The organism is Mesorhizobium xinjiangense (assembly GCF_009749525.1).
In the GTDB taxonomy this organism is placed as follows: domain Bacteria; phylum Pseudomonadota; class Alphaproteobacteria; order Rhizobiales; family Rhizobiaceae; genus Mangrovimarina; species Mangrovimarina xinjiangensis.
The window spans coordinates 79316-102319 of record NZ_WOAC01000012.1 but is presented as its reverse complement, the minus strand read 5'-3'; the positions used below and the strand labels follow the sequence as shown (position 1 = coordinate 102319).

Here is a 23004-nt window from a genome sequence, read left to right as displayed (position 1 = left end):
TACGAATCGGGGGATCATGACGCCAGGGGCATGAGTTTGGGCCAACAGAGGATCGAGCGGCATGAGCGTGATGATCAAGGAAAAGGCGATCAGCGAAAAGGAGATGATCGCCGCGGCCGAAAAAGCCCTGGCTGACATATCCGAAGTCCGCGACGGCGTCGGCAAGGTCATCTTCGGCCAGGAAGACGTGGTCGAGCGCACGCTGGTGGCCATACTGGCAGGTGGCCACGCACTTCTTGTCGGCGTGCCGGGGCTTGCCAAGACCAAGCTCGTGGAGACGCTCGGCACCGTGCTCGGTCTCGATTCGCAACGCATCCAGTTCACGCCCGACCTGATGCCCTCCGACATTCTGGGCTCGGAGGTGATGGAGCAGGATCAGGACAATGCCGGAAAGCGCTTCTTCCGCTTCATTCCGGGCCCGATCTTCGCCCAGCTCCTGATGGCCGACGAGATCAACCGGGCAAGCCCCCGCACCCAGTCGGCGCTGTTGCAGTCGATGCAGGAATATCACGTGACGGTCGCCGGCGCCCGGCACGACCTGCCCGCACCGTTTCACGTTCTGGCCACACAGAATCCGCTGGAGCAGGAGGGCACCTACCCGCTGCCCGAAGCCCAGCTCGACCGCTTCCTGATGCAGATCGACATTTCCTACCCGGAAATCGAGGCCGAGCGGCGCATTCTTCTGGAGACCACGGGCGTCGAGGACGCCAAGGCCAGGAACGTGCTGACACCGGAGCGCCTGCGCGACATCCAGGCCTTGATCCGGCGCATGCCGGTGCCCGAAAGCGTCGTCGAGGCGATCCTGCAGCTCGTGCGTTCGGCGCGCCCCGGCAACGGCAATGCCGACACCGACAAGCATGTCTCCTGGGGACCCGGCCCGCGGGCCAGCCAGGCCCTGACGCTGTGCGCGCGGGCGCGCGCCCTTTATGACGGCCGTCTGGCGCCCTCGGTCGACGACGTCCATGCGTTGGCCGAGCCGGTGCTGCAGCATCGCATGGCGCTTACCTTCGCCGCGCGCGCCGAAGGCATGAATGTGCGCGATGTCATCGCGCAACTGGTGAAAGCGGCGGGCTGATGAGCCCGATCGGTTCGGTTTCACCTCCCGTCGCAACCAACGACGCGCTGGCGCGGGGGCGCGTTCGCGCCTCCTACATCCCCGATCTGCTGATCGACGCGCGGCGCATCGCCAACAATGTGATCGCCGGCTGGCACGGCCGGCGCAAGCGCGGCATCGGCGAGAATTTCTGGCAGTTCCGGCCCTATGTCGAAGGCGAGGCGATGTCGCGCATCGACTGGCGCCGCTCGGCCCGTGACGACCACCAGCTCTATGTCCGCGACCGCGAATGGGAGGCGGCGCACACGGTGTGGCTGTGGGCCGACCCCTCGCCTTCCATGCTCTATCAGTCGACGCTCGCCGGCGTGTCGAAGGAATCGCGCGCCCTGGTGCTGATCCTGGCGGTCGCCGAGCTTCTGTCGCGCGGCGGCGAGCGCATCGCCTGGCCCGGCCTGACCGACCCCTTCACGGCGCGCAACGGCGCCGAACGCATCGCCGCCATCCTGACGCACGCAGCCGAGATCCCCGCCCGGCCGGATCTTGCCACGATCCGCCGGTTTTCCGATATCGTCATCGTCAGCGATTTCCTCGATCCTGTGGACGAAATGATAACCCGCCTCGACGTTCTGGCGCGCCACGGGGTGCGTGCGCATCTGATCGAAGTGGCCGATCCGGCCGAAGAGCGCTTCCCCTTCAGCGGCCGCACCGAATTCCGCGACCCGGAAAGCGACGCCAAGTATACCGCCGGTCGGGCCGAGCAGTTCGGCGAGGACTATCGCAATCTCTACCTCGCCCGCCGCGAGGAACTGGCCGGCTGGTGTCGGCGCATCGGTTGGAGCTACACTGTCAGCCATACCGACCGGCCTGCCTCCGAAGCGCTCGTCAAGGTGCATATGGCGATGACCATGGGGAGCGGCCGGGGTGCCGGAGTCCGCTGATGAGCCTGCTTTCCTTCGCACAGCCGCTGGTCCTGTTCGGGCTCCTGGCCCTGCCGGTGATCTGGTGGCTGCTGCGCCTCACCCCGCCGAAGCCGCAGACGGAGGTCTTTCCGCCCCTGCGCATCCTGCAGCGGGTGCTGAAGAAGGAGGAAACGCCGCACCAGAGCCCCTGGTGGCTGACGCTGCTGCGTCTCCTCATGGCTGCGTTCATCGTGCTCGCCCTGGCCGAGCCCGTGTTCAATCCGCGCGAGCGGCTGGCTGACGGCGGCGATCTCGTGGCGATCGTCATCGATAATGGCTGGGGGAGTGCGTCCGATTGGGACGAACGCGTGCAGGCGGCCGAGCAGCTGATCGACGATGCATCGGCGAACGGCGCACCGGTCGTGCTGGCGCTGACCGCCGAGAAGTCGAACTCCGAGATCGGTCCGTTCGACGCCGAACAGGCGCGCGACAGGCTGCGCGCCGCCGGCCCGCGGCCGCTGCCCGTCCAGCGCACGGCAGTCCATGCCCGGGTCGCCGACGTGGTGGCCGCCTCGCCCGGCGCCACCGTCGCCGTTCTGGGCGACGGGCTGGCCGCCGAAGGCGACGACCAGGCCTTTGCGACGCTCTTGGAGAATGCCGACCGCCTGATCTGGTTCGCCCCGGAGCGATTGCGGGCGACCGGCATCACCGCCGTGGACAACCGGCCCGACCACTTTAGGGCAACTGTGGCGCGTTCCACCGGCGATGCGGCGCCGCGCCAGGTGACGGCCGGCGCCTTCGATGACCAGGGACGACGCATCGCCGATGCCGTCGCCACGTTCGCGCCCGGCAATGCGACGGCGGCGGCCGAATTCCGCGTGCCGTTCGAGTTGCGCAACGATTTCGCCGCCATCCGCGTCGACGGCGAGAACCAGGCGGCGGCGGTGCGCCTGCTCGACGAGAACTCGCGCCGGCGCCGGGTCGGGCTCCTGTCGCAGGCCGAGGCCGACCGGGCGCAACCGCTCCTGTCGCCGCTCTACTACATACGACGTGCGCTGCAGCCCTTCGCCGACATCGTGGAGCCGGACACGCCGGACCTCGCCGAAGCCATCCCGCAGCTTCTCGAACAGCGCCCCGCCATCATCGTCATGGCCGATGTCGGCACCTTGCCCGACAGCGTGCGCGGTCCGCTGATCGAATGGCTGCACGGCGGCGGCACGCTGGTGCGCTTCGCCGGCTCGCGCCTGGCCGCCGCAGGCAATGACGAGGAATTGCTGCCGGTGGCGTTGCGCATCGGCGAGCGTTCGCTGGGCGGCACGCTTTCCTGGACCGAGCCGCAGCCGGTGGCCGAATTCCCCTCGACGGGCCCGTTCTCCGACCTGGCGCCGCCACGCGACGTTTCCGTCACCAGGCAGGTGCTGGCCGAGCCGACCAGCGACCTTTTCACCAAGACCTGGGCCGTGCTGGCCGACGGTACGCCACTGGTGACGGGCGACGATCGCGGCGACGGCACGTTGGTGCTCTTTCACGTCACGCCCGAAGCGACCTGGTCGAGCCTGCCGATCTCCGGCAGTTTCGTCGAAATGCTGCGCCGGATCGTGCAATTGTCGCGCAATCAGGGCAGCCTGGACAATCAGGCCGTGGAAAACGGCGGCTCGCTCGCGCCATACACCATGATCGCAGCCGACGGCACGCTCGTTCCGCCGGGCTCGGATGCCAGGCCCCTCGACACGGAAAACCGGGCCGTGACGATCGAGAACCCGCCGGGCCTTTACGGCACGGAGGAAGGCTATGTGGCCCACAACCTGCTTGATGGCGATGCCGTGCTCCAGCCATTGGCGCGCCCGCAGGTCGATCTGCCGGTCACCAATGCAAGCTATGCCGTCGAGCAATCGCGCAATCTCAAGGGCCCCCTCCTCGCTGCGGCCCTGACGCTGATGATCCTCGACACGCTCGCCGTCTTCTGGATGGGCGGCATGTTCGTCCGCCGGCGGGCACAGCGCCGCCCCGTCGCCCCGGTCTGGCTGGCCGCCGCGCTCTCGGGCGGGCTGCTGTTTGGCATCTCCGGCGATGCGCGGGCGCAGGACGCCCAGGTGGACGACGCCCAGGCGATCGCCGCCATCTCGACGACACGCATCGCCTATGTGTTGACCGGGGACGCATCGATCGACGCGGTGAGCCGCGCCGGCATGGCGGGGCTGAGCCGGTTCCTGACCGAAAAGACGGCCCTCGAACCGGGCGCGCCGGCCGGCGTCGACATCGCGCGCGACGAACTGGCCTTCTACCCGATCATCTATTGGCCGGTCGACGAGGCCGCGCCGATGCCCTCGGAGGCCGCGATCGCGCGCATCGACGCCTATATGCGCCAGGGCGGCACCGTGCTGTTCGACACCCGCGACCAGTTCTCGACCGATCTCAGCCTTTCGGGCTCGACCAGCGCCTCGACACGGCGCCTGCGCGATATTCTGGACAATCTCAACGTGCCGCCGCTCGAACCGGTCCCCGAGGATCACGTGCTGACCAAGGCGTTCTATATCCTGCAGACCTTTCCTGGCCGCTATTCCGGCAGCCCGCTATGGGTGGAGGCTTCGCTGGGTGCGGCCAACGAGCAGAACCGGCCGGTGCGCACCGGCGACGGCGTATCGCCAATCATGATCACCGCCAATGATTTCGCCGGTGCCTGGGCAATCGACGCCAACGGCGATCCGCTGCTGCCGACCGTCCCGTCGGATCCCATGCAGCGCGTCTATGCCTACCGGGCCGGCGTCAACATCATGATGTACATGCTGACCGGCAACTACAAATCCGACCAGGTGCATGTGCCGATCCTGCTCGAACGGCTGGGCCAATAGGAGCGGGCAATGAACTGGTCCATCGCATTCGAACCGCTTCTGTCCTGGCCGCTCATCGCCGCGATCCTCGTCCCGTTGGCGCTGTTGAGCGCGGTCGGCCTGTGGTTCGGCCAGCGCGGCTCGGTCCTTCGCAGCGCGGCGCTCGCCGCCCTGGCACTGGCGCTTATCAACCCAGTGTTCCTGGAAGAAGAGCGCGAGCCGCTCAAGAGCGTCGTCGCGCTGGTCGTCGACCGCAGCCAGAGCCAGGAGATCGGCGAGCGCGGGCAGACGACGGACGAGGCGGTGGAGGAACTGAAAGCCCAGCTCGGCCGTTTCGGGCAGTTTGACCTGCGCGAGGTGGAGGCCGGACAGGCCGGGGGCAGCGATGACGGCACCCAGACGCGCCTGTTCGGCGCGCTGGAAAATGCGCTGCGCGACGTGCCGCCCTCGCGCGTTGCCGGAGCCATTATGGTGACGGACGGCCAGGTGCACGACGTGCCGGCCAACATGAGCGGGTTGAACGCGCCGCTGCACGCGCTGATCACCGGCGAAGAGGGCGAGCGCGACCGGCGCATCCGCTTCCTCAACGCGCCGCGCTTCGGGATTGTCGACAAGCCGCTGTCGATGACCTACCAGGTGCTGAGCGCCGGCGAGGACATCGACAGCGTCGATGTGCGCGTCAGCGTCAATGGCGAGCAGGTGGCGCTCGAGCGCGCCACGGTCGGGGCGGAAATGCCGCTCGACATCATTATACCCTCGGCCGGACGCAACATCGTCGAACTGGCCATCGAGCGCGCCGACGGCGAGATCACCGATACCAACAACCGCGCCATCGCACTGGTCGACGGCATCCGCGAAAACCTGCGCGTGCTGCTGGTCTCGGGCGAGCCGCATGCCGGCGAGCGCACCTGGCGCAACCTCCTGAAATCGGACGCTTCGGTCGATCTCGTCCATTTCACCATCCTGCGTCCGCCGGAAAAGCAGGACGGGACGCCGATCAACGACCTGTCGCTCATCGCCTTTCCGACGCGCGAACTGTTCGTCGAGAAGATCGACGATTTCGATCTCATCATCTTCGATCGCTACCAGCACCGCGACGTGCTGCCGATCCTGTATTACGACTACATCGCCGAATATGTGGAAAATGGCGGCGCGCTGCTGATTGCCGCCGGGCCGGAATATGCCGGCCTGCAATCGATCTCGCGCACCCCCTTGATGTCGGCGTTGCCCGCGCTTCCGACCGGCGACGTCATCGAGGAAGGGTTCTATCCGCGCCTGACCGAGACCGGTGAGCGCCACCCGGTGACGCGCGGCTTGGAAGGGTCGGACGCCGAGCCGCCGGCCTGGAGCCGCTGGTTCCGCCTTGTCGGCATCCGTCCGCCGGAAGGGTCCGTGGTGATGCACGGCCCGCGCGACGAGCCGCTGCTGGTCCTCAATCGCAGGGGCGAAGGCCGTGTCGGCATGTTCCTGTCGGATCAGGGCTGGCTGTGGGCGCGCGGCTTCGAGGGCGGCGGTCCGCATGTCGCGCTCTACCGGCGCATCGCCCATTGGCTGATGAAGGAGCCGGAGCTCGAGGAAGAGCGCCTGACCGCCAACGGCCGCGGCATGACGCTCGAGATCCGCCGCCAGACGATGAAGGACGATCCGGGAACGGCGACCGTGATTACCCCGAACGGCGAGACGCGCGACGTCACGCTTGCCGCGGACACCCCCGGCATCTTTGCCGCCGAATTCCCGGTTGACCAGATCGGTCTTTACCAGATCGCCAATGGGGAACTGACCACGCTGGCCCATGTCGGACCGGTCAATGCGCCGGAATTCGCCGACACGGTGTCGACCGAGGAGGTGCTGCGCCCGGCGGTCGAGGCCACCGAGGGCAGCGTGCGTCGCCTCAACGGTTCTGCCGGCGCGATGAGCCTGCCCGGTCTCGTGCCCGTGCGCGCGACCAGCGAGGCGTCCGGCCGCGACTGGATCGGCCTGCGCACCACAAGCGACAGCATCTTGAAGTCGGTCGACCGGGTCCCGCTATTTGGCGGGTTCCTGGGCCTCGGCCTGCTCCTGCTGGCGCTCGGCTCCATGTGGTATCGCGAGGGCCGGTGAGGCCGGCTCGATGGATGGGACCAGGTCCGCATGGACCATGTCGCCGTTGAGATCGGCGAGCGCGCCGTCTTTTATTTCGTGGATGAGCAGGCGGTCATAGTCGACCGGACGCGGCATGACGATCTGCTTGTAGGGGATGCGGCGAAAGCCGAGCGGCCCGTAATAGGGTTCGTCGCCGACCAGGATGACCGAGTGCGCGCCGTCGGCCGCCGCCGCCTCCAGCGCCATCCTGACCAGCTTGCGCCCGATGCCGCGCTCCTTGTGGGAGGGCCGCACGGCCAGCGGGCCAAGCAGCAGGGAGCGCCCCTGCCCCACCGCCACGCGCGTCAGCCGGACGGTCGCCACGACCCTGTCGCCGTCCAAGGCGACGAAGGACAGGTGGCGCTCATGCGGCCCGCCCTCACGGATTTTGTAGGCCGCGCGGGTATGGCGGCCAGGCCCGAAGGCCTCTTCGTTGATCAGTTCGATTTCGGGGTCGTGGGCCGGACTCTCGGCCTGGTAGGCGATTGCGTTCATCTCGCGGGGCACCGTCTCGTAGCGATGGAATGATGCCGCACCAATGCGGCAGGCACAAAATGCGCGCCGGTTCAGGCGCGTGCGTTCATTCGTCGTCGTACGATGCGGTTGACAGTCATGACAAAATCCCTGCGGGTCCGCTCCGCTAGCACCAATTCCCGCCGCCGTCCATCAGATTGTTGCGATTATCGCAACGCCTTGCCGGCCGTTGACGATGCGTTCAGGCAGCCGCCTGTTGGGTTTTTGCCGCCGATCGCTTAAATGCGAGGCTTCGAAGCACGGAGAACTGCAATGGGCTTGCTCGTCGACGGAAAATGGCAGGACCGCTGGTATGACACGAAGTCCTCGGGCGGCCGTTTCGAACGCGCGCAATCGCAATGGCGCGATTTCGTGACCACCGACGGCGCCCCGGCGCCCGGACGCGAACGCGGCTTCAAGGCCGAGCCCGACCGCTACCATCTCTATGTTTCGCTTGCCTGCCCCTGGGCGCACCGCACGCTGATCCTGCGCAAGCTGAAGAAGCTCGACGACGTGATCTCGCTTTCCGTGGTCGACCATTTCATGGGTTCTGACGGCTGGACGTTCGTCAAGCGCGACGGCGCCACTGGCGACACGCTCTACGGGCTCGACTATCTGCACCAGATCTACACCCGCGCCGACCCGCACTATTCCGGCCGCGTCACCGTGCCGGTTCTGTGGGACAAGCGCGAGGAAACGATCGTCAGCAACGAATCGTCCGAGATCATCCGCATGTTCAACAGTGCCTTCGACGCCTTCGGCGACGCATCGCTGGACTTCTATCCCGAAGCGCTGCGCAAGGAGATCGACGCCTGGAACGCGCGCATCTATCCCTCGATCAACAACGGCGTCTACCGCTGCGGCTTCGCCACCACGCAGGATGCCTATGAGGAAGCGTTCCGGGATCTCTTCGCCGCGCTCGACGAGGTGGAGGCGCATCTCGGCACCCAGCGCTATCTCGCCGGCGGGCGGCTGACCGAGGCCGACTGGCGGCTGTTCACGACGCTGGTGCGCTTCGACCCGGTCTACGTCGGCCATTTCAAATGCAATCTGCGCCGCATCGCCGACTATCCGAACCTGTCGAACTATCTGCGCGAGCTCTACCAGGTGCCCGGCGTGGCCGAGACGGTCGATCTCTTTCACATCAAGCATCACTATTACGGCAGCCACAAGACGATCAATCCGACGGGCATCGTGCCCGCGGGACCGGAACTGGACTACGCCGCCCCGTACGACCGGGAAAGGCTTGCGGCCCTACCAGTAGGGTGACGGATCGGCACCGTTCAGCGTTTCATCGATCCGCCGCAACGTCGCACTCGTCGTTCCTTCGGGCAGATCCGCAAGACTGAAGAAGCCCGCCTCGGCGATTTCCCGGTCCGGCAGGCGCGGTTCAAACTGGCGGAACTGGGTCACGTGGTAGAACGCAACGTGATCGCGCCGGCTCGCCGCCCGGTTGTGATGCACGGACTTGAGCACTGGCGGCCCGGTCAGCTCGATGTTGCCCTCTTCAAGCAGCTCGTGGACCAGCGCTTCTTCCATCGTCTCGCCGGTCTCCACGCCGCCGCCGGGCATCTGCCAGCCGGGCACATAGGTATGGCGCACCAGGAAGATGGTCCCTGCTTCCACATCGTGGACGATCGCACGCACGCCGAGCGTCATCGGCCGGCGCAAGAGGAAATAGCTGTGGAAGATGCGCGAGCGCAGCCGCGCCCAGAGACTGCCCCGGCCCGGATCGCGCCCGTCTGCCGCACTCATTGCGAAACCGGTTCCCACCTTCGGGTCCGATGTTCTAGAACATGTCCCGCTCAAACGGAATCGTTTGAGCGAAAGGTACATGTTCCGGCATATTGATCTGGCGCGCATATCTTTGCTTCAAACGTTTCCGTTTGAAGCGAACGCGCCAGAACATGTCCCGCTCAAACGGAATCGTTTGAGCGAAAGGTACATGTTCCGGCATATTGATCTGGCGCGCATATCTTTGCTTCAAACGTTTCCGTTTGAAGCGAACGCGCGCTAGAAGGATGCAATGTTTCGCCTCGCGCATATTTCCGACGTCCATCTCGGGCCCCTGCCCGATGTAACCTATCGCGAACTCGCCTCCAAGCGCATCACCGGTTATGTGAACTGGCACCGGAACCGCCGCCGGCTGCTGACGGCCGGCGTCACCGAGGCGATCCTTGACGGCATCAAGGCGGACGGCGCCGACCACCTCGCCATCACCGGCGATCTGGTCAATCTGGCCCTCGACGCCGAGATCGAACTGGCCCGCATCTGGCTGGAAACACTGGGCGAGCCGCAAGACGTGTCCGTGGTGCCGGGCAACCACGATGCCTATGTGCCGGGCGCACTGGCCAAGGCCTGCCGCGCCTGGCAGCCCTGGATGACAGGCGACGAGGCCACCGGCCAGGCCAACAGGAACGGCTTTCCCTATCTGCGCATCCGCGGCGACGTGGCGCTCATCGGCGTGTCGTCGGCCCGGGCGACCGCCCCCTTCATGGCCATCGGCCAATTCAGCTCCGAACAGGCGCGGCGCCTTGCCGTTCTGCTTGATATGACGCGCCGGCGCGGCCTCTATCGCGTCATCATGATCCATCATCCGCCGGTTCGCGGGGCGACGGCCGCACATAAGCGGCTCTACGGCATATCGCTTTTTCAAAAGACAGTGCGCCGGCACGGCGCCGAACTGGTGCTGCACGGCCACACCCACCTGCCGACGCTGTTCTGGATCGACGGCATGCAGGGCAAGATTCCCGTCGTCGGCGTCACCGCGGCGGGGCAAAGCCCGGGCGGGCAAAGACCGGCGGCCCAGTACAATCTCATCGATATCGCCGGGACAGCCGGCAACTGGTCGGTCGAACTCACCCGGCGCGGCGTCACCGGCCAGTCGCTCTCCGTAGCGACGATCTCGAAATCCGATCTGACACGGGGACAGGCTGCCAGCACGGCGTAGCGGGCAGGACTAACCAGGCACCGAGAAATAGGCGGCGACGTGCTCCCAGAAGATCGCGGCGACGACGAGCGCGCCGACGGCCGCGCCGAACAGGATGACGGCAAACCCGGACAGGACCGCGCGCCATCGCCCCCCCTTCGGGGCCGCTTCGGCAATGCCTTCGCCCGGCGCATCGTGCATGACGGGGAATACCGGACCGTCGAGCTGGCGCTCGCGTTCGACCATGCGCTCGGCGATGTAGCGGGTGACGGCGTCTGCGACCTGCTTCAAGTCGCCCGATTCGGCCAGCACGACCCGGCCGTTGCGCGTGTCGCGCACGAAGCGGTAGAGACGACGGTCGCGCCCCATGGCGACATGGGCGACCGCATCGATCCACAGCCGCGGCTGCATACCCGACGAGATTGCGAAATCGAACTGCGTCACCTCCGCCGGCACGTCGGCGAAGACCGGTTCGAGCTCCTGCGCCAGGAGCTCCAGGCGCATGCGGCTCGCCTCGCGCATTTCGACGACGACGTCGTCGCGGTCGGCGGACATGTTCTTGACGTCGCGGATCGCATCGGAAAGACGGCGCTGCTGATCGACCGCTGCCGCACTCATGTCTTCACTGGTCATGGCCGCACTCCCACGCGCACCGAACTAAGAAAGTGTTAACACAGAGCATTGCGCGAACAAAAGGCGAATTTGCGTCGGCATTCGCACGTGCAAAGGCAACGGTGGATAAGCGCGGCCCGCAACACACTTTGCAATCGCCGATATGCAGCCTATGTAGCCGCGGGGGTGGCCGATTCATATCGCTGGGATATTGGCACGATGGCACTTGCGGAACGGTTCGGAACGGCACTCTCTGGCCTTTCCGGAATGCGTCAACCCCGGTTCTCGGCCCTGCTGGACGAAACATTCGAAAAGCATGAGCGCGAAAGCCGCAGGATGTATCTGCGCGGACGCACCTTGTCGCTTCTCGCCGTCATGGCGCTGGTGCTCCTCGTCGTCCCCTACCCGGCCTTTCTCTACTATCACCTGCTGATTGTGATCTTCATCGCCGACGGGTTCGTGCCCGTTGTGCTGGAGCGCTTCGGACTGCTGCGTCCCTGGCACTCCTACCTGTTCGTCACGATCGACTTCGCCTTGATCACCTTCGTCCTGTTGTCGCCCAACCCATGGTCGCCGGAACCGCTGCCGCCGCAAATGGCACTGAGCTTTCAGACTTCGGTCTATCTCTACCTGCTGCTTGCCGGAATGGCGTTCGCGGACCGACCGAAGCTGGTCATCTGGGGCGGGATCGTCGGCGCCTTGAGCTGGACGGTCGGCGTCCTGTGGCTGGCTTCGCTGCCCGACAGCGTCGTCATCATGCCGCGTATCGAGGTGCTTTCGCCAGGCGATGCTTCACGATATGTCGACCAGATCTCCGGCCCGACCACCGTCGACCTGTCGGTGCTCATTCAGACCGTCGTTATCCTCCTGATCATGTCCGCCATCCTCGCCGCGGGCGTCTCGCGCTCGCGCAGGCTGGTCTGGCGCCATGCGCAGATCGAACGCCAGCGAATGAACCTGGCGCGCTATTTTGCCCCGGCAACGGCCGATGTGCTGGCCAAGCAGGACGAACCACTGGCGCGCATCAAGGAATTCAACGCCGCCATCATGTTTGCCGATCTCGTCGGCTTCACCCGCTGGTCGGAGCGCCACAGCCCGGCCGAAGCGATCGGCCTTCTCAGGGAGGTCCATGCGATCCTGGAGGAAGCCGTCTTCCGTCACGGCGGCACCCTGGACAAGTTCATCGGCGACGGGGTCATGGCGACATTCGGCATGCCGACGCCCCTGCCGCGCGATTCGCTCAACGCACTTACCTGCACCCGGGCAATCATTGCCGATATCGCCGCCCTCAACCGGCGGCGCACGGCACGCGGCGACGAGCCGGTGCAGGTGGCGGTGGGACTTCACTATGGTCCGGTCGTCGTCGGCAATATCGGCACGGAACGGCGGCTCGAGCTGGGCGTGATCGGCGACACGGTCAATGTGGCGAGCCGGCTGGAGGAACTGACGCGGACGATCGGCCGCACGGCCGTGGTCAGCGACGGCCTTATCGCCGATATCCGCGCCCGCTATCCCGACACCGTGGAGGGAATGACCGAAGGGTTCGAGTTTCTCGGTCCCAACCAGCTCGAGGGCCGACGCCAGGGCATCGCGGTGTGGGCAAGCCACGCGACGATCGACGCCACCGAGAGCCGCGCCCTGCCGCGCCGGCGGCAATGAGCGGGCATTTCAGCGCATCATCTGACGGACGATGAACAAGACCTCGTCCGGCTGTTCCTCCGCCAGCATATGGCCGTCGCCATCAAATGTGTGGAGCGCGAAACGCGGCGGCAGGCCCCGTGTCTGCTTATACGGCAGGACGCTGTCCGCCGTGCCCCACAGAACGGCGACCGGCATGTCGAGCCCGGCCAGGCTTTCGCGCGGGATCGCCCCCTGCTTGCCGTCACGTGTGATCAGCCCGGCAATATGCGCAAGCATCTCCGTCTGGCCGGCAGCGGCGCGCGCTGCGGCAAGCTTGTTCACCACGTCGTCCGGAACGTCGTGCTGCGGGCCCGACATCGCGGCCAGGCACACACGGATGCTCGCATCGTCGGTCGCGCCCGCATAGCGCTTGAGCAGCGGCGCGTTGATTTCCTCGCCGAAACCGCCCGGCGCGATCAGGCTCAGCGAGGCAACGCGCTGCGGCTGCGACAGCGCCGTCAAAGTCGCAATCGCCCCGCCCATCGAGTGGCCGACCAGGTGCGCCCGCTCGATCCCGCGCGCGGCCAGATCGGCGAGCACCGCCTTGACGGCGATCTTGACCGGCCCGGCCTCGGGAAAGGAAAGCGATTGCCCATGGCCCGGCAGGTCATAGGCAAGTATGAAACGGTCGGATGCGACAGCCTCCTGAAGAGGCGCCCAGACGCCGCCGACACCGCCAAAGCCGTGCAGGAAGACGGCGGGCGTGCCGCCGCTTCCCATCTCCCGCGCAAACAGACGATCCACCCCGGTCATGCGGATTTGACGCCGATGATGCGGTTGGCCGCCGCCACCACGGCTTCCAGCGAGGCGGCGACGATGTTGGTGTTGATGCCGGCGCCGAAGGCGCGCCCGCCGGGATGCTCCATATCCATGTAGCAGATGGCGGCCGCATTGGAGCCGCGCTGGATGGAATGTTCGGAATAGTCGAGCACGGTCATCTCCACGCCGATATGGCGCGACAAGGCGTCGACGAACCCGTCGATCGGGCCATTGCCGGTGCCGGTGATCTTCACCTCCTTGCCGCTCTCGAGGATGGTCGCCTCGACCATGCGCCGCCCTTTGGCCTGCGTGTCGGGATATGTGTGGTGGTCAACGAATTGCAGCCGCGCGCCCGGCTGGTCCACATAAAGCTCGACAAAGCGCTCATGGATACGCTTCGACGACACCTCCTTGCCCTCGGCATCAGTGATCGCCTGGATGTCCTCGCGCAGCTCGATCTGCATGTCGCGCGGCAGGTTGAGGCCGTAATCGGCCTGCAGCACATAGGCGATGCCGCCCTTGCCGGATTGCGAGTTGATGCGGATGATGGCCTCGTAGCTGCGCCCCACGTCGCGCGGGTCGATCGGCAGGTAGGGCACCTCCCACACTTGCTTGTTCGACTTGGCGATCGCCTTCATGCCCTTGTTGATGGCGTCCTGGTGCGAGCCCGAAAAGGCCGTGTAGACCAGTTCGCCGACATAGGGATGCCGCTCGGGAATGACGAGCTGGTTGCAGTATTCGTAGACATCCTTCATGCGGCCGATGTCGGAACAGTCGAGTTGCGGGTCGGTGCCCTGCGTGAACATGTTGAGCGCCAGCGTGACGATGTCGACATTGCCCGTGCGCTCGCCATTGCCGAACAGCGTGCCTTCCACCCGGTCGGCGCCCGCCATCAGGCCGAGCTCGGTGGCGGCAATGCCGGTGCCGCGGTCATTGTGCGGATGCAGCGAGACGATCAGGCTCTCGCGATTGTCGAGGTTGCGGCACATCCATTCGATCTGGTCGGCATAGATGTTGGGCGTCGACATCTCGACCGTCGACGGCAGGTTGACGATCAGCTTGTTGTCGGGCGTCGGCTGCATGATCTCGATGACGGCGTTGCAGATATCCAGCGCCACCTCGAGCTCGGTGCCCGTGAAGCTTTCCGGCGAATACTGGAACCGGTAACCGCCGCCGGCCCTGGCTGCCATGTCCGTGATCATCTTGGCCGCGTCGGTGGCGATCCGCTTGATGCCGGCGACGTCCTTCTCGAAGACGACCCGGCGCTGCAGCTCGCTGGTCGAATTGTAGAAATGCACGATCGGGGTTTTGGCGCCCTCGAGCGCCTCGAAGGTCCGCGTGATCAGTTCCGGGCGGCACTGCACCAGCACCTGGAGATCGACGTCGTCCGGTACACCCGCCTCCTCGATGCACCAGCGCGCGAAATCGAAATCGGTCTGCGAGGCGGACGGAAAGCCGATCTCAATCTCCCTGAAACCCATCTCCATGAGCAGCGCGAACATGCGCGCCTTGCGCTCATGCCCCATCGGATCGATGAGCGCCTGGTTGCCGTCGCGCAGGTCGACCGAGCACCAGATCGGCGCCTGCTCGATGCGTTTCGACGGCCAGGTGCGGTCCTTGAGGTCGATGAGCGGATAGGGCTGGTATTTCCGCGCGGCGTCGGGCATGCCCTTGGCGGCAGAGGCACCCACGGGCTTGATCGGGGTCTGTTCGTTCATCTCGTCTTCTCCGGCGCGCGTGCCGTTCAATGCCACGACAGGCTGCGCACTTCCATCAGTTTCTGGCAAAGGGTTTGCGAGGAGCAGGCGCCAGACGGCATTTCGACCGCCGGGTGCTCCTTCAGCGGGCCCGACGATCGCCGATAAGGCCGAGCAGAAGAAGGGTCGAGGAGAAGGCGCGCAGCGTCTCGCCCGTCAGCGACGGACGCGAGGCATTCCTGCGATGGGCGCGCGAATTCGACATGGCGTGAGGTATAACGGTCCGATGCGAGGCTGGCAAGCCTTGTGGTCATCGATACCAGGGCAATCGTTTGCACGGCCTGAGCACTACGACGCCCCCCTCTGGCCTGCCGGCCATCTCCCCCACGAGGGGGGAGATTACGCCGGCCGCTTGCTTCAGCACCTCTTCTGGAACGCTGGAGATTGGCGAAAGCAGAGGCGATGGCCGATCTCCCCCCGTGTGGGGGAGATGGCCGGCAGGCCAGAGGGGGGCGCTAAGGAGCGAAACCCTAATGTGTAAGAACAATACAAAATAACTCATTTCCCAGGCGCACTGCAAAAAGGACCAGATACTGCGCCATTTTCCCTATGTGACCGACACGGCTCCCAAAACCGTTGACCGCTGCGCAGCCGCCCTTCAAAACATCGTCCGAGACCGATTGACCTGAACCAAGGTTTCCAACATACTCGGTAGTATGTTGGCCTAATGGGAGGAAGCATATGGCGTTCGTGCGCGCAAACGGAGTGGTCGTGCACTACGAGGATACGGGCGGCGGGGACAGGCCGACCCTCGTCTTTTCCAACTCGCTCGGCACCGATTTCCGCATCTGGGACGCTCTCATCGGGCAGCTTGGCGGAGACTATCGCATCGTCCGCTACGACAAGCGCGGCCACGGCCTGTCAGAGGCGACACCCGCCCCTTACCGCATGGACGACCATATCGGCGACATTGAATCGCTTCTTTCGCATCTCGGCGTAAGCTCTTGCGCTATAGTCGGTCTTTCGGTCGGCGGCGTGATCGCACAGGGCCTTGCCGCCAGGCGACCGGACCTCGTCAAGGCGCTCGTCCTGATGGACACCGCACACAGAATAGGCACGGCTGCGATGTGGAACCAGCGCATCGACGCCGTGATGACGAACGGCATCGCGCCGATTGCCGATGCAATCATGGAACGCTGGTTCACGCCCGCCTATCGCACGCCCGACAATCCCGACTATGTCGGCTATCTGGCCATGCTGACGCGCACCACGGCGGATGGCTATGCCGGCACCTGCGCCGCGCTGCGCGACGCCGACTTCACCGAGAGCACGCGCGCGCTCAAGCTGCCGGCGCTGTGCATTGCCGGCGACCAGGACGGCTCCACGCCGCCCGATCTCGTGCGTTCCACGAGCGAACTCATTGAGGGATCGCGGTTCGAGGTGATCGCGGATGCCGGGCACCTGCCCTGCATCGAGCAGCCGCGTGCCACCGCCGCTCTTGTCGCGGGTTTCCTCAAGGACGCGCGCAATTTCTGACACAACGACGCCGGTCGACCAAGACAGCCGGCGCAAGGGAGGTCATTCATGTCTGATTACGTCACCGTCGCCCGCGATGGCGAGATCGCGATCGTCACCATCGACAATCCGCCGGTCAATGCGCTGAGCTTTCATCTGCGCCAGCCGCTGCACGCGGCACTGGAGGAACTGCGCGATGACCCGTCCGTCGCCGGGCTGGTTCTCGCCTGCGCCGGACGCTCCTTCGTTTCGGGCGCCGACATCACCGAGTTCGGCACGCCGAAGGCGCTTGAGCGCCCGAGCCTGCCCGATCTGATCGCGACACTTGAAAGCTTCGAAAAACCGACCGTCGCCGCGATCCACGGCACTGCGCTCGGCGGCGGTCTGGAACTCTCGATGGGCTGCCATTACCGGGTTGCGGACGCCTCCGCCAGGTTCGGCCTGCCGGAGGTCAAGCTCGGCCTGCTGCCTGGCGCCGGCGGAACACAGCGGCTGCCGCGCCTAATCGGCCCGGCCAAGGCGCTGAAGATCATCGTTTCGGGCAATCCGGTGGGAACCAAGGAAGCCCTGGCCGACGGACTGCTGGATGCCGTCTTCGAAAGCGATCTCGTGGCCAATGCAACCGCATTTGTCCGCGCCAAGGCCAAGGCCGGCGAAAAGCCGCTTCCCATCAGCCAGCGCGAGGACAGGATCGAGGCCGCGCGCAACGATCTGAAACGTTTCGATGCCGAAGCCGCAACGCTCCTGAAGAAGAGCCGCGGCCTCGATGCGCCGGCGCGCTGCGTGCAGTCGGTGCGCAACGGCCTGACCATGCCGTTTGCCGAGGCGCTGGCCACGGAACGCGAATATTTCATTGAGCTCCTGCAGGGCGACCAGTCGAAGGCGCAGCGCCACCTCTTCTTCGCCCAGCGCGAGGCGGCCAAGGTCGAAGGCGTCGACAAGTCGGTCAAGCCGCGCCAGGTCAAGCGCGCCGGCATCATCGGCGCCGGGACGATGGGCGGCGGCATCGCCATGTCCTTCCTCAATGGCGGCATTCCGGTCACCATACTGGAGATGAGCCAGGAGGCGCTCGACCGCGGCATTGCCAGGATCGGCACGACCTATGACATCTCCGTCAAGCGCGGCTCGCTGAGCGAGGAGGCCAAACAAGAGCGCATGGCGCTTCTGGCGGGCACCACGGACTATGCCGATCTCGCCGATTGCGACATCGTCATCGAGGCGGTGTTCGAGGAAATGGCGGTGAAGAAGGACGTGTTCGGCACGCTCGACGGGATCGTCAAAAAGGGCGCGGTGCTTGCCTCCAACACGTCCTATCTCGACGTCAACGAGATCGCCGGCTTCACAGACCGGCCGCAGGATGTGGTCGGCATGCATTTCTTCTCGCCGGCCAATGTGATGAAGCTTTTGGAGATCGTGCGCGGCGAAAAGACCGCCCCCGACGTGCTGGCCACCGCGCTCGACGTTGCCCGGCGCATCGCCAAGGTGCCGGTCGTCGTTGGCGTGTGCCACGGCTTCGTCGGCAACCGCATGCTGGCGGCGCGCTCGGCCGAACTCGAGGACCTGCTTCTGGAAGGCGCCACGCCCGAGCAGGTCGACAAGGTCTTTACCGATTTCGGCTGGCCGATGGGTCCCTTTGCCATGGGCGACCTGGCCGGTCTCGACATCGGCTGGCGCACCCGCAAGTCGCTCGGCAAGACGGCGGCGATCGCCGATGCGCTGTGCGAACAGGGCCGCTTCGGCCAGAAGACGGGCAAGGGCTACTACATCTATGAAAGCGGCGCGCGCAAACCGGTGCCCGATCCGGAGGTCGCCGCCTTGATCGAGGAGAAGGCGCGCGAGCGCGGCATCAACCGGCGCGAAATCTCGGCCGAGGAGATCACCGAGCGCACGCTCTATCCGATGATCAACGAGGGCGCCAAGATCCTCCAGGAAGGCATTGCCGCACGCGCCGGCGACGTCGACATCGTCTGGGTCAACGGCTATGGCTTCCCCGTCGGCAAGGGCGGTCCGATGTTCTGGGCCGAGCAGGAAGGCCTGGCCGGAATCGTCGAGCGGCTCGAGCATTGGCACGGCAAGACCGGCAAGGATGTCTTCGAACCGGCGGCCCTGCTGCGCCAGGCTGCCTCGGGAGGGGGCAGGCTGAGCGGCGTAAAAACGTCCCGGGCGGCCTGACGATGAAGCTGGCCGAGGCACCCTGGAAAGCGGCTTACCCGCCGGGCCTTTCTCCAGACGTGTCCCTCGAGGCATTTCCGGTTCACGACATCGTCGACCGGGCGGCGGCTGCATATGGCGACAAGGAGGCGGTCGTTTTCCGCGACAGCCGGCTGAGCTTTGCCGAACTCAAGGCCGGGGTCGACCAGGCGGCACGCGGCTTTGCGGCGGCCGGTGTCGCCAAGGGCGTGCGCGTCGCGCTCCTGCTTCCCAACACGGTCTATCACCTGCTTGCCTTTTTCGGCGTGCTGAAGGCCGGCGGCACGGTGGTGCATCTCAGCCCGCTCGACAGCCCGCGCGTGTTGATGCACAAGCTCACAGACAGCGGCGCGCGCATTGTCGTGACGACCAATATCGGCGAGTTCGCCGTCAAATCCGCCGCACTCGTCGAAAACGGCGCCATCGACCGCCTGATCGTCGGCGAGGACGAGGCATTCGGCCCCTCCCCGCTCACCGGCGAAATGCCGAAAGGCATTGAATTCAACACCTTCGCCGGGCTCGTTGAATCGACGCGCGATGGAATTGAATCTCTGCCCGAGGTCGATGTCGACGACCTGGCGCTCTTGCAATATACCGGCGGCACGACCGGCCTGCCCAAGGGCGCCATGCTGACGCACCGCAACCTGTCGACCGCCGTGTCGAGCTACGATCTGTGGTTCACGGCATGGGAACTGATGCGCCCCGGCCGCGAACGCGTTCTGCTCTTCCTGCCGCTCTTCCACATCTACGCGCTCACCGCGGTGATGCTGCGCTGCTTGCGCAACGGCAACACGCTGCTCGTCCATACGCGTTTCGACGCCCAGACCGCACTCGACGAAATCGAGAACGGCGCCACCAGCCTTCCCGCCGTGCCGACCATGTGGATCGCGATCTGTGCCGTACCCGGCTTCGAAAAGCGCGATTTCTCGTCGCTGCATTACTGCGCTTCCGGCGGCGCGCCGCTGCCGGTGGAAATCGCCCGGCGGCTGAAGGCGTCGACCGGCCACGACATTCTCGGCGGCTGGGGCATGACGGAGACCTCGCCCGCCGGCACGAACATCCCGCTTACCCGGCCCGACAAGATCGGCACGATCGGCGTGCCGCTGCCCGGCATCCGGCTCGACGTGGTCGCCCTCGACGATCCCACGCGCGTCCTGCCGGCCGGCGAGACAGGCGAGTTGCGCGTCTTCGGACCCAACGTGACGGCCGGCTATCTCAATCGCGAGGCCGAGAACAGCGGCTTCTACTCGCAAGGCGGCTTTCTGAGCGGCGATATCGGCTTCATGGACGAGGAAGGCTTCTTCACTATCGTCGACCGCAAGAAGGACATGATCATTTCCGGCGGCTTCAACGTCTATCCGCAGCTCATCGAGCAAATGATCTACGAGCATCCGGATGTCGAGGAGGTGCTGGTGATCGGCGTGCCCGACGACTATCGCGGCGAGGCGGCGAAGGCTTTCGTCAAGCTGCGCGCGAGCGCACGGGAACTCACGCTTGATGCTCTGCGCACCTTTCTCAAGGGCCGCCTCGGACCGCACGAAATGCCCACGGCGCTGGAAATCCGCGAGGCCCTGCCGCGCACGCCGGTGGGCAAGTTGTCGAAACTCGAACTGAAACAGGAAGAACGCGTCAGGCGGCACGCCGCCGAAGCAACGTGAGGAGGAAAGAAAATGGCCGAAGCCGTCATCGTATCAACCGCCCGCACGCCGATTGGCAAGGCCTATCGCGGCGCGCTCAACGACACCACGGGTGCGACGCTCGGCGCCCATGCGATTGCCCATGCGCTCAAGCGTTCCGGGCTGGAGGGCGGCGAGATCGAGGATGTCGTCATGGGCTGTGCGATGGAGGAAGGCACGACCGGGCTCAATGTCGCGCGCCGGGCCCTGCTTGCCGCCGGTCTGCCGGTGACGACAGCCGGCACGACCATCGACCGGCAATGCTCCTCGGGCCTGCAGTCCATGGCGCTGCTCGCCAACGCCATCCGCAACGACGGGGTGAAGGCGGGCATTGCCGGCGGCATGGAATCGATCAGCCTGGTGCAGAACGACCACCGCAACACGTTCCGGCTGAAGGACGAGCAGTTGATGGAGATCAAGCCGGAGGTCTACATGCCGATGATCGACACGGCGGAAGTGGTGGCCAAGCGCTACGGCATCTCGCGCGAGGCGCAGGACGAATACGGCCTTTCCTCGCAAATACGCGTCGCCGCCGCCCGCGAGGCCGGCCGCTTCGACGCCGAGATCGTGCCGATCGACGTGCGCATGGCCGTCGTCGACAAGGAGACCAAGGAGGTCAACCATAAAGACGTGACGCTTGCCCATGACGAGGGCCCGCGGCCCGAATCCACCGCCGAGGGCCTGGCCGGACTGAAACCCGTGCGCGAGAACGGCGTGATCACCGCCGGCAACGCCAGCCAGCTTTCCGACGGCGCCTCGGCCTGCGTCATGATGGAGGCTAAGGAGGCGGAGCGGCGCGGGCTCACGCCGCTCGGCATCTTCCGCGGCTTCAACGTCGCCGGCTGCGAGCCCGACGAGATGGGCATCGGCCCGGTCTTCGCCGTGCCCAGGCTCCTGGAGCGCCACGGCCTGACGGTCGACGACATCGGGCTGTGGGAGTTAAACGAGGCCTTCGCCGTGCAGGTCATCTATTGCCGCGACAAGCTCGGCATCGACCCGGAAAAACTCAATGTCGATGGCGGCGCCATCGCGCTCGGCCACCCCTACGGCATGAGCGGCGCGCGGCTTGCCGGTCACGCGCTGATCGAGGGCAAGCGCCGCGGCGTCAAATATGCCGTCGTCACCATGTGCGTCGGCGGCGGCATGGGTGCTGCCGGGCTGTTGGAGATCGCTTGAGGACAGAGATGTAGAGAGGACGCCCCCTCCACCGCTTCCGGCGGTCCCCCTCCCCCGCGAACGGGGGAGGATCTAGCGGCGCCGACCATGCGAAGCATGGTGGAGGAGGCTCAGAAATCCTGGAGAACAACAAATGGATCTTCGCTTTACCGACGACGAAATCGCCTTTCGCGACGGGGTCCGCGCCTTCCTGCGCGAGAACCTGCCCGAGGAAATCCGCAAGCGGCTGGTCGACGGCGAGTATATGGTCAAGGACGACCTGGTTCGCTGGAGCCGCATTCTTAACGAGAAGGGCTGGGCGGTGCCGCACTGGCCCGCCGAATACGGCGGCACCGGATGGGATCCGATGCGCCAGTACATCTATCTGGAGGAAACGCAGAAATTCCCGGCCCCGCAGCCGCTCGCCTTCGGCGTCAACATGGTCGGCCCGGTGATCTACACCTTCGGCAATGACGAGCAGAAGAAGACGTTCCTGCCGCGCATCGCCAATCTGGACGACTGGTGGTGCCAGGGCTTTTCCGAGCCTGGCGCGGGTTCCGACCTCGCCTCGCTGAAGACGCGTGCGGTGCGTGACGGCGACCACTATATCGTCAACGGCCAGAAGACCTGGACGACGCTGGCACAATATGCCGACTGGATCTTCTGCCTTGTGCGCACGGACCCGGACGCCAAGAAGCAGGAGGGCATTTCCTTCCTCCTGATCGACATGAAGACGCCGGGCATCGAGGTGCGCCCGATCGTCACCATCGACGGCGGCCGCGAGGTCAACGAGGTCTTTTTCACCGACGTCAAGGTGCCGGCGGAAAACCTGGTCGGCCAGGAGAACAAGGGCTGGGACTATGCAAAGTTCCTGCTCGGCAATGAGCGCACCAACATTGCCCGCATCGGCATTTCCAAGCAGCGCGTGGCGCGCATCCGCGAGCTTGCGGCGAAGGAAATGTCGGGCGGCCGACCGCTGATCGAGGACGAGCGTTTTCGCGAGAAACTCGCCTCCATCGAGATCGAGCTGAAGGCGCTGGAACTCACCCAGCTGCGCGTCGTCGCCGCCGACGCCAAGCGCGGCAACACCGGCAAGCCTGACCCGGCCTCCTCGATCCTCAAGATCAAGGGGTCCGAAATCCAGCAGGCCACGACGCACCTGCTTATGGAGGTGATGGGACCCTACGCCCTGCCCTACCGAGCCGAAAACGGCGAAGGCTGGAACGAGCCGCCGGACGGCCCCGATTACGCCGCCTTTGCCGCACCCGGCTATTTCAACAACCGCAAGGTCTCGATCTATGGCGGATCGAACGAGATCCAGAAGAACATCATCGCCAAGGCGGTGCTGGGGCTTTGATTGCGATGGGTTTGCA

The 23004-nt window shown here is 65.6% G+C and carries 18 protein-coding genes; 12 read left to right on the top strand and 6 right to left on the bottom strand.

Going from position 1 to position 23004, the window contains the following annotated elements:
• Positions 1 to 61: 61 nt before the first annotated feature.
• The 4 genes from GM909_RS13960 to GM909_RS13945 are packed head-to-tail and all read left to right on the top strand — an operon-like array spanning position 62 to position 6884.
• Positions 62 to 1075 carry an AAA family ATPase gene (locus GM909_RS13960; protein ID WP_157017001.1) on the top strand — a complete coding sequence of 338 codons (1014 nt, stop codon included), beginning with the start codon at positions 62 to 64 and terminating at the stop codon, positions 1073 to 1075.
• The gene (locus tag GM909_RS13955; RefSeq protein WP_157017000.1) at positions 1075 to 1992 is read left to right on the top strand and encodes a DUF58 domain-containing protein; all 918 of its coding nucleotides are present in this window, start codon (positions 1075 to 1077) and stop codon (positions 1990 to 1992) included. Before GM909_RS13960 ends, GM909_RS13955 begins: the two co-directional genes overlap by 1 nt.
• Positions 1992 to 4805, top strand: a complete 2814-nt coding sequence (locus GM909_RS13950; protein WP_157016999.1) for a DUF4159 domain-containing protein — start codon at positions 1992 to 1994, stop codon at positions 4803 to 4805. The genes GM909_RS13955 and GM909_RS13950 overlap by 1 nt, the downstream gene beginning before the upstream one ends.
• Before the next feature lie 9 nt (positions 4806 to 4814).
• Positions 4815 to 6884, top strand: coding sequence for a glutamine amidotransferase (locus GM909_RS13945; RefSeq protein ID WP_157016998.1), 2070 nt, complete (start codon positions 4815 to 4817; stop codon positions 6882 to 6884).
• On the opposite strand, the gene GM909_RS13940 is transcribed toward GM909_RS13945, so the two are convergent.
• On the bottom strand, positions 6810 to 7400 hold the full coding sequence (locus GM909_RS13940; protein ID WP_157016997.1) for a GNAT family N-acetyltransferase: 591 nt from the start codon (positions 7398 to 7400) through the stop codon (positions 6810 to 6812). The two genes, GM909_RS13945 and GM909_RS13940, sit on opposite strands and share 75 nt — an antisense overlap.
• Positions 7401 to 7691: 291 nt before the next feature.
• On the opposite strand from GM909_RS13940, the gene GM909_RS13935 reads away from it, so the two are divergent.
• The gene (locus GM909_RS13935) at positions 7692 to 8687 is read left to right on the top strand and encodes a glutathione S-transferase family protein (protein WP_157016996.1); all 996 of its coding nucleotides are present in this window, start codon (positions 7692 to 7694) and stop codon (positions 8685 to 8687) included.
• Here GM909_RS13935 and GM909_RS13930 read toward each other — a convergent pair.
• Positions 8673 to 9173: an NUDIX domain-containing protein gene (locus GM909_RS13930; protein WP_157016995.1), complete on the bottom strand. Its 501-nt coding sequence runs from the start codon at positions 9171 to 9173 to the stop codon at positions 8673 to 8675. The genes GM909_RS13935 and GM909_RS13930 overlap by 15 nt on opposite strands.
• 34 nt (positions 9174 to 9207) lie before the next feature.
• Entirely contained in the window at positions 9208 to 9462 is a 255-nt protein-coding gene (locus tag GM909_RS13925) for a hypothetical protein (protein WP_157016994.1), read from the bottom strand.
• On the opposite strand from GM909_RS13925, the gene GM909_RS13920 reads away from it, so the two are divergent.
• On the top strand, positions 9445 to 10368 hold the full coding sequence (locus GM909_RS13920) for a metallophosphoesterase family protein (protein WP_157016993.1): 924 nt from the start codon (positions 9445 to 9447) through the stop codon (positions 10366 to 10368). The genes GM909_RS13925 and GM909_RS13920 overlap by 18 nt on opposite strands.
• A 9-nt stretch (positions 10369 to 10377) precedes the next feature.
• Here GM909_RS13920 and GM909_RS13915 read toward each other — a convergent pair whose 3' ends face one another.
• Positions 10378 to 10980 (bottom strand): hypothetical protein, encoded by a 603-nt coding sequence (locus GM909_RS13915; protein ID WP_235911895.1) that lies wholly within the window; start codon positions 10978 to 10980, stop codon positions 10378 to 10380.
• Positions 10981 to 11178: 198 nt separating this feature from the next.
• Here GM909_RS13915 and GM909_RS13910 point away from each other — a divergent pair, with 198 nt between their 5' ends.
• Complete coding sequence (locus tag GM909_RS13910) at positions 11179 to 12618, top strand: adenylate/guanylate cyclase domain-containing protein (RefSeq protein WP_157016992.1); 1440 nt, start codon at positions 11179 to 11181, stop codon at positions 12616 to 12618.
• Between the two features lie 9 nt (positions 12619 to 12627).
• Here GM909_RS13910 and GM909_RS13905 read toward each other — a convergent pair whose 3' ends face one another.
• Positions 12628 to 13392 (bottom strand): alpha/beta fold hydrolase, encoded by a 765-nt coding sequence (locus tag GM909_RS13905; RefSeq protein ID WP_157016991.1) that lies wholly within the window; start codon positions 13390 to 13392, stop codon positions 12628 to 12630.
• A complete protein-coding gene (gene leuA / locus GM909_RS13900) occupies positions 13389 to 15116 on the bottom strand; it encodes a 2-isopropylmalate synthase (protein WP_157016990.1) in 1728 nt (575 codons plus the stop codon). Before leuA ends, GM909_RS13905 begins: the two co-directional genes overlap by 4 nt.
• Before the next feature lie 720 nt (positions 15117 to 15836).
• Between leuA and pcaD the strand changes: the two genes are divergently transcribed.
• The 5 genes from pcaD to pimC all read left to right on the top strand — a co-directional run bounded on the left by pcaD (position 15837) and on the right by pimC (position 22988).
• Positions 15837 to 16631 carry a 3-oxoadipate enol-lactonase gene (pcaD, locus tag GM909_RS13895; RefSeq protein WP_157016989.1) on the top strand — a complete coding sequence of 265 codons (795 nt, stop codon included), beginning with the start codon at positions 15837 to 15839 and terminating at the stop codon, positions 16629 to 16631.
• A gap of 48 nt (positions 16632 to 16679) precedes the next feature.
• On the top strand, positions 16680 to 18782 hold the full coding sequence (locus tag GM909_RS13890; RefSeq protein ID WP_157016988.1) for a 3-hydroxyacyl-CoA dehydrogenase NAD-binding domain-containing protein: 2103 nt from the start codon (positions 16680 to 16682) through the stop codon (positions 18780 to 18782).
• A 2-nt stretch (positions 18783 to 18784) separates the two neighbouring features.
• Positions 18785 to 20458, top strand: a complete 1674-nt coding sequence (locus tag GM909_RS13885; protein ID WP_157016987.1) for an AMP-binding protein — start codon at positions 18785 to 18787, stop codon at positions 20456 to 20458.
• 12 nt (positions 20459 to 20470) lie between these two features.
• Complete coding sequence (locus GM909_RS13880; RefSeq protein WP_157016986.1) at positions 20471 to 21652, top strand: acetyl-CoA C-acyltransferase; 1182 nt, start codon at positions 20471 to 20473, stop codon at positions 21650 to 21652.
• 133 nt (positions 21653 to 21785) lie between these two features.
• Complete coding sequence (gene pimC / locus GM909_RS13875; protein ID WP_157016985.1) at positions 21786 to 22988, top strand: pimeloyl-CoA dehydrogenase large subunit; 1203 nt, start codon at positions 21786 to 21788, stop codon at positions 22986 to 22988.
• Positions 22989 to 23004 lie beyond the last annotated feature (16 nt).

Excerpts from the sequence above, each read along its gene's own strand:
- GM909_RS13960 (WP_157017001.1), top strand. The coding sequence starts at position 62 with ATGAGCGTGATGATCAAGGAAAAGGCGATCAGCGAAAAGGAGATGATC.
- GM909_RS13955 (WP_157017000.1), top strand. The coding sequence starts at position 1,075 with ATGAGCCCGATCGGTTCGGTTTCACCTCCCGTCGCAACCAACGACGCG.
- GM909_RS13950 (WP_157016999.1), top strand. The coding sequence starts at position 1,992 with ATGAGCCTGCTTTCCTTCGCACAGCCGCTGGTCCTGTTCGGGCTCCTG.
- GM909_RS13945 (WP_157016998.1), top strand. The coding sequence starts at position 4,815 with ATGAACTGGTCCATCGCATTCGAACCGCTTCTGTCCTGGCCGCTCATC.
- GM909_RS13940 (WP_157016997.1), bottom strand. The coding sequence starts at position 7,400 with ATGAACGCAATCGCCTACCAGGCCGAGAGTCCGGCCCACGACCCCGAA.
- GM909_RS13935 (WP_157016996.1), top strand. The coding sequence starts at position 7,692 with ATGGGCTTGCTCGTCGACGGAAAATGGCAGGACCGCTGGTATGACACG.
- GM909_RS13930 (WP_157016995.1), bottom strand. The coding sequence starts at position 9,173 with ATGAGTGCGGCAGACGGGCGCGATCCGGGCCGGGGCAGTCTCTGGGCG.
- GM909_RS13920 (WP_157016993.1), top strand. The coding sequence starts at position 9,445 with ATGTTTCGCCTCGCGCATATTTCCGACGTCCATCTCGGGCCCCTGCCC.
- GM909_RS13925 (WP_157016994.1), bottom strand. The coding sequence starts at position 9,462 with ATGCGCGAGGCGAAACATTGCATCCTTCTAGCGCGCGTTCGCTTCAAA.
- GM909_RS13915 (WP_235911895.1), bottom strand. The coding sequence starts at position 10,980 with ATGACCAGTGAAGACATGAGTGCGGCAGCGGTCGATCAGCAGCGCCGT.
- GM909_RS13910 (WP_157016992.1), top strand. The coding sequence starts at position 11,179 with ATGGCACTTGCGGAACGGTTCGGAACGGCACTCTCTGGCCTTTCCGGA.
- GM909_RS13905 (WP_157016991.1), bottom strand. The coding sequence starts at position 13,392 with ATGACCGGGGTGGATCGTCTGTTTGCGCGGGAGATGGGAAGCGGCGGC.
- leuA (WP_157016990.1), bottom strand. The coding sequence starts at position 15,116 with ATGAACGAACAGACCCCGATCAAGCCCGTGGGTGCCTCTGCCGCCAAG.
- pcaD (WP_157016989.1), top strand. The coding sequence starts at position 15,837 with ATGGCGTTCGTGCGCGCAAACGGAGTGGTCGTGCACTACGAGGATACG.
- GM909_RS13890 (WP_157016988.1), top strand. The coding sequence starts at position 16,680 with ATGTCTGATTACGTCACCGTCGCCCGCGATGGCGAGATCGCGATCGTC.
- GM909_RS13885 (WP_157016987.1), top strand. The coding sequence starts at position 18,785 with ATGAAGCTGGCCGAGGCACCCTGGAAAGCGGCTTACCCGCCGGGCCTT.
- GM909_RS13880 (WP_157016986.1), top strand. The coding sequence starts at position 20,471 with ATGGCCGAAGCCGTCATCGTATCAACCGCCCGCACGCCGATTGGCAAG.
- pimC (WP_157016985.1), top strand. The coding sequence starts at position 21,786 with ATGGATCTTCGCTTTACCGACGACGAAATCGCCTTTCGCGACGGGGTC.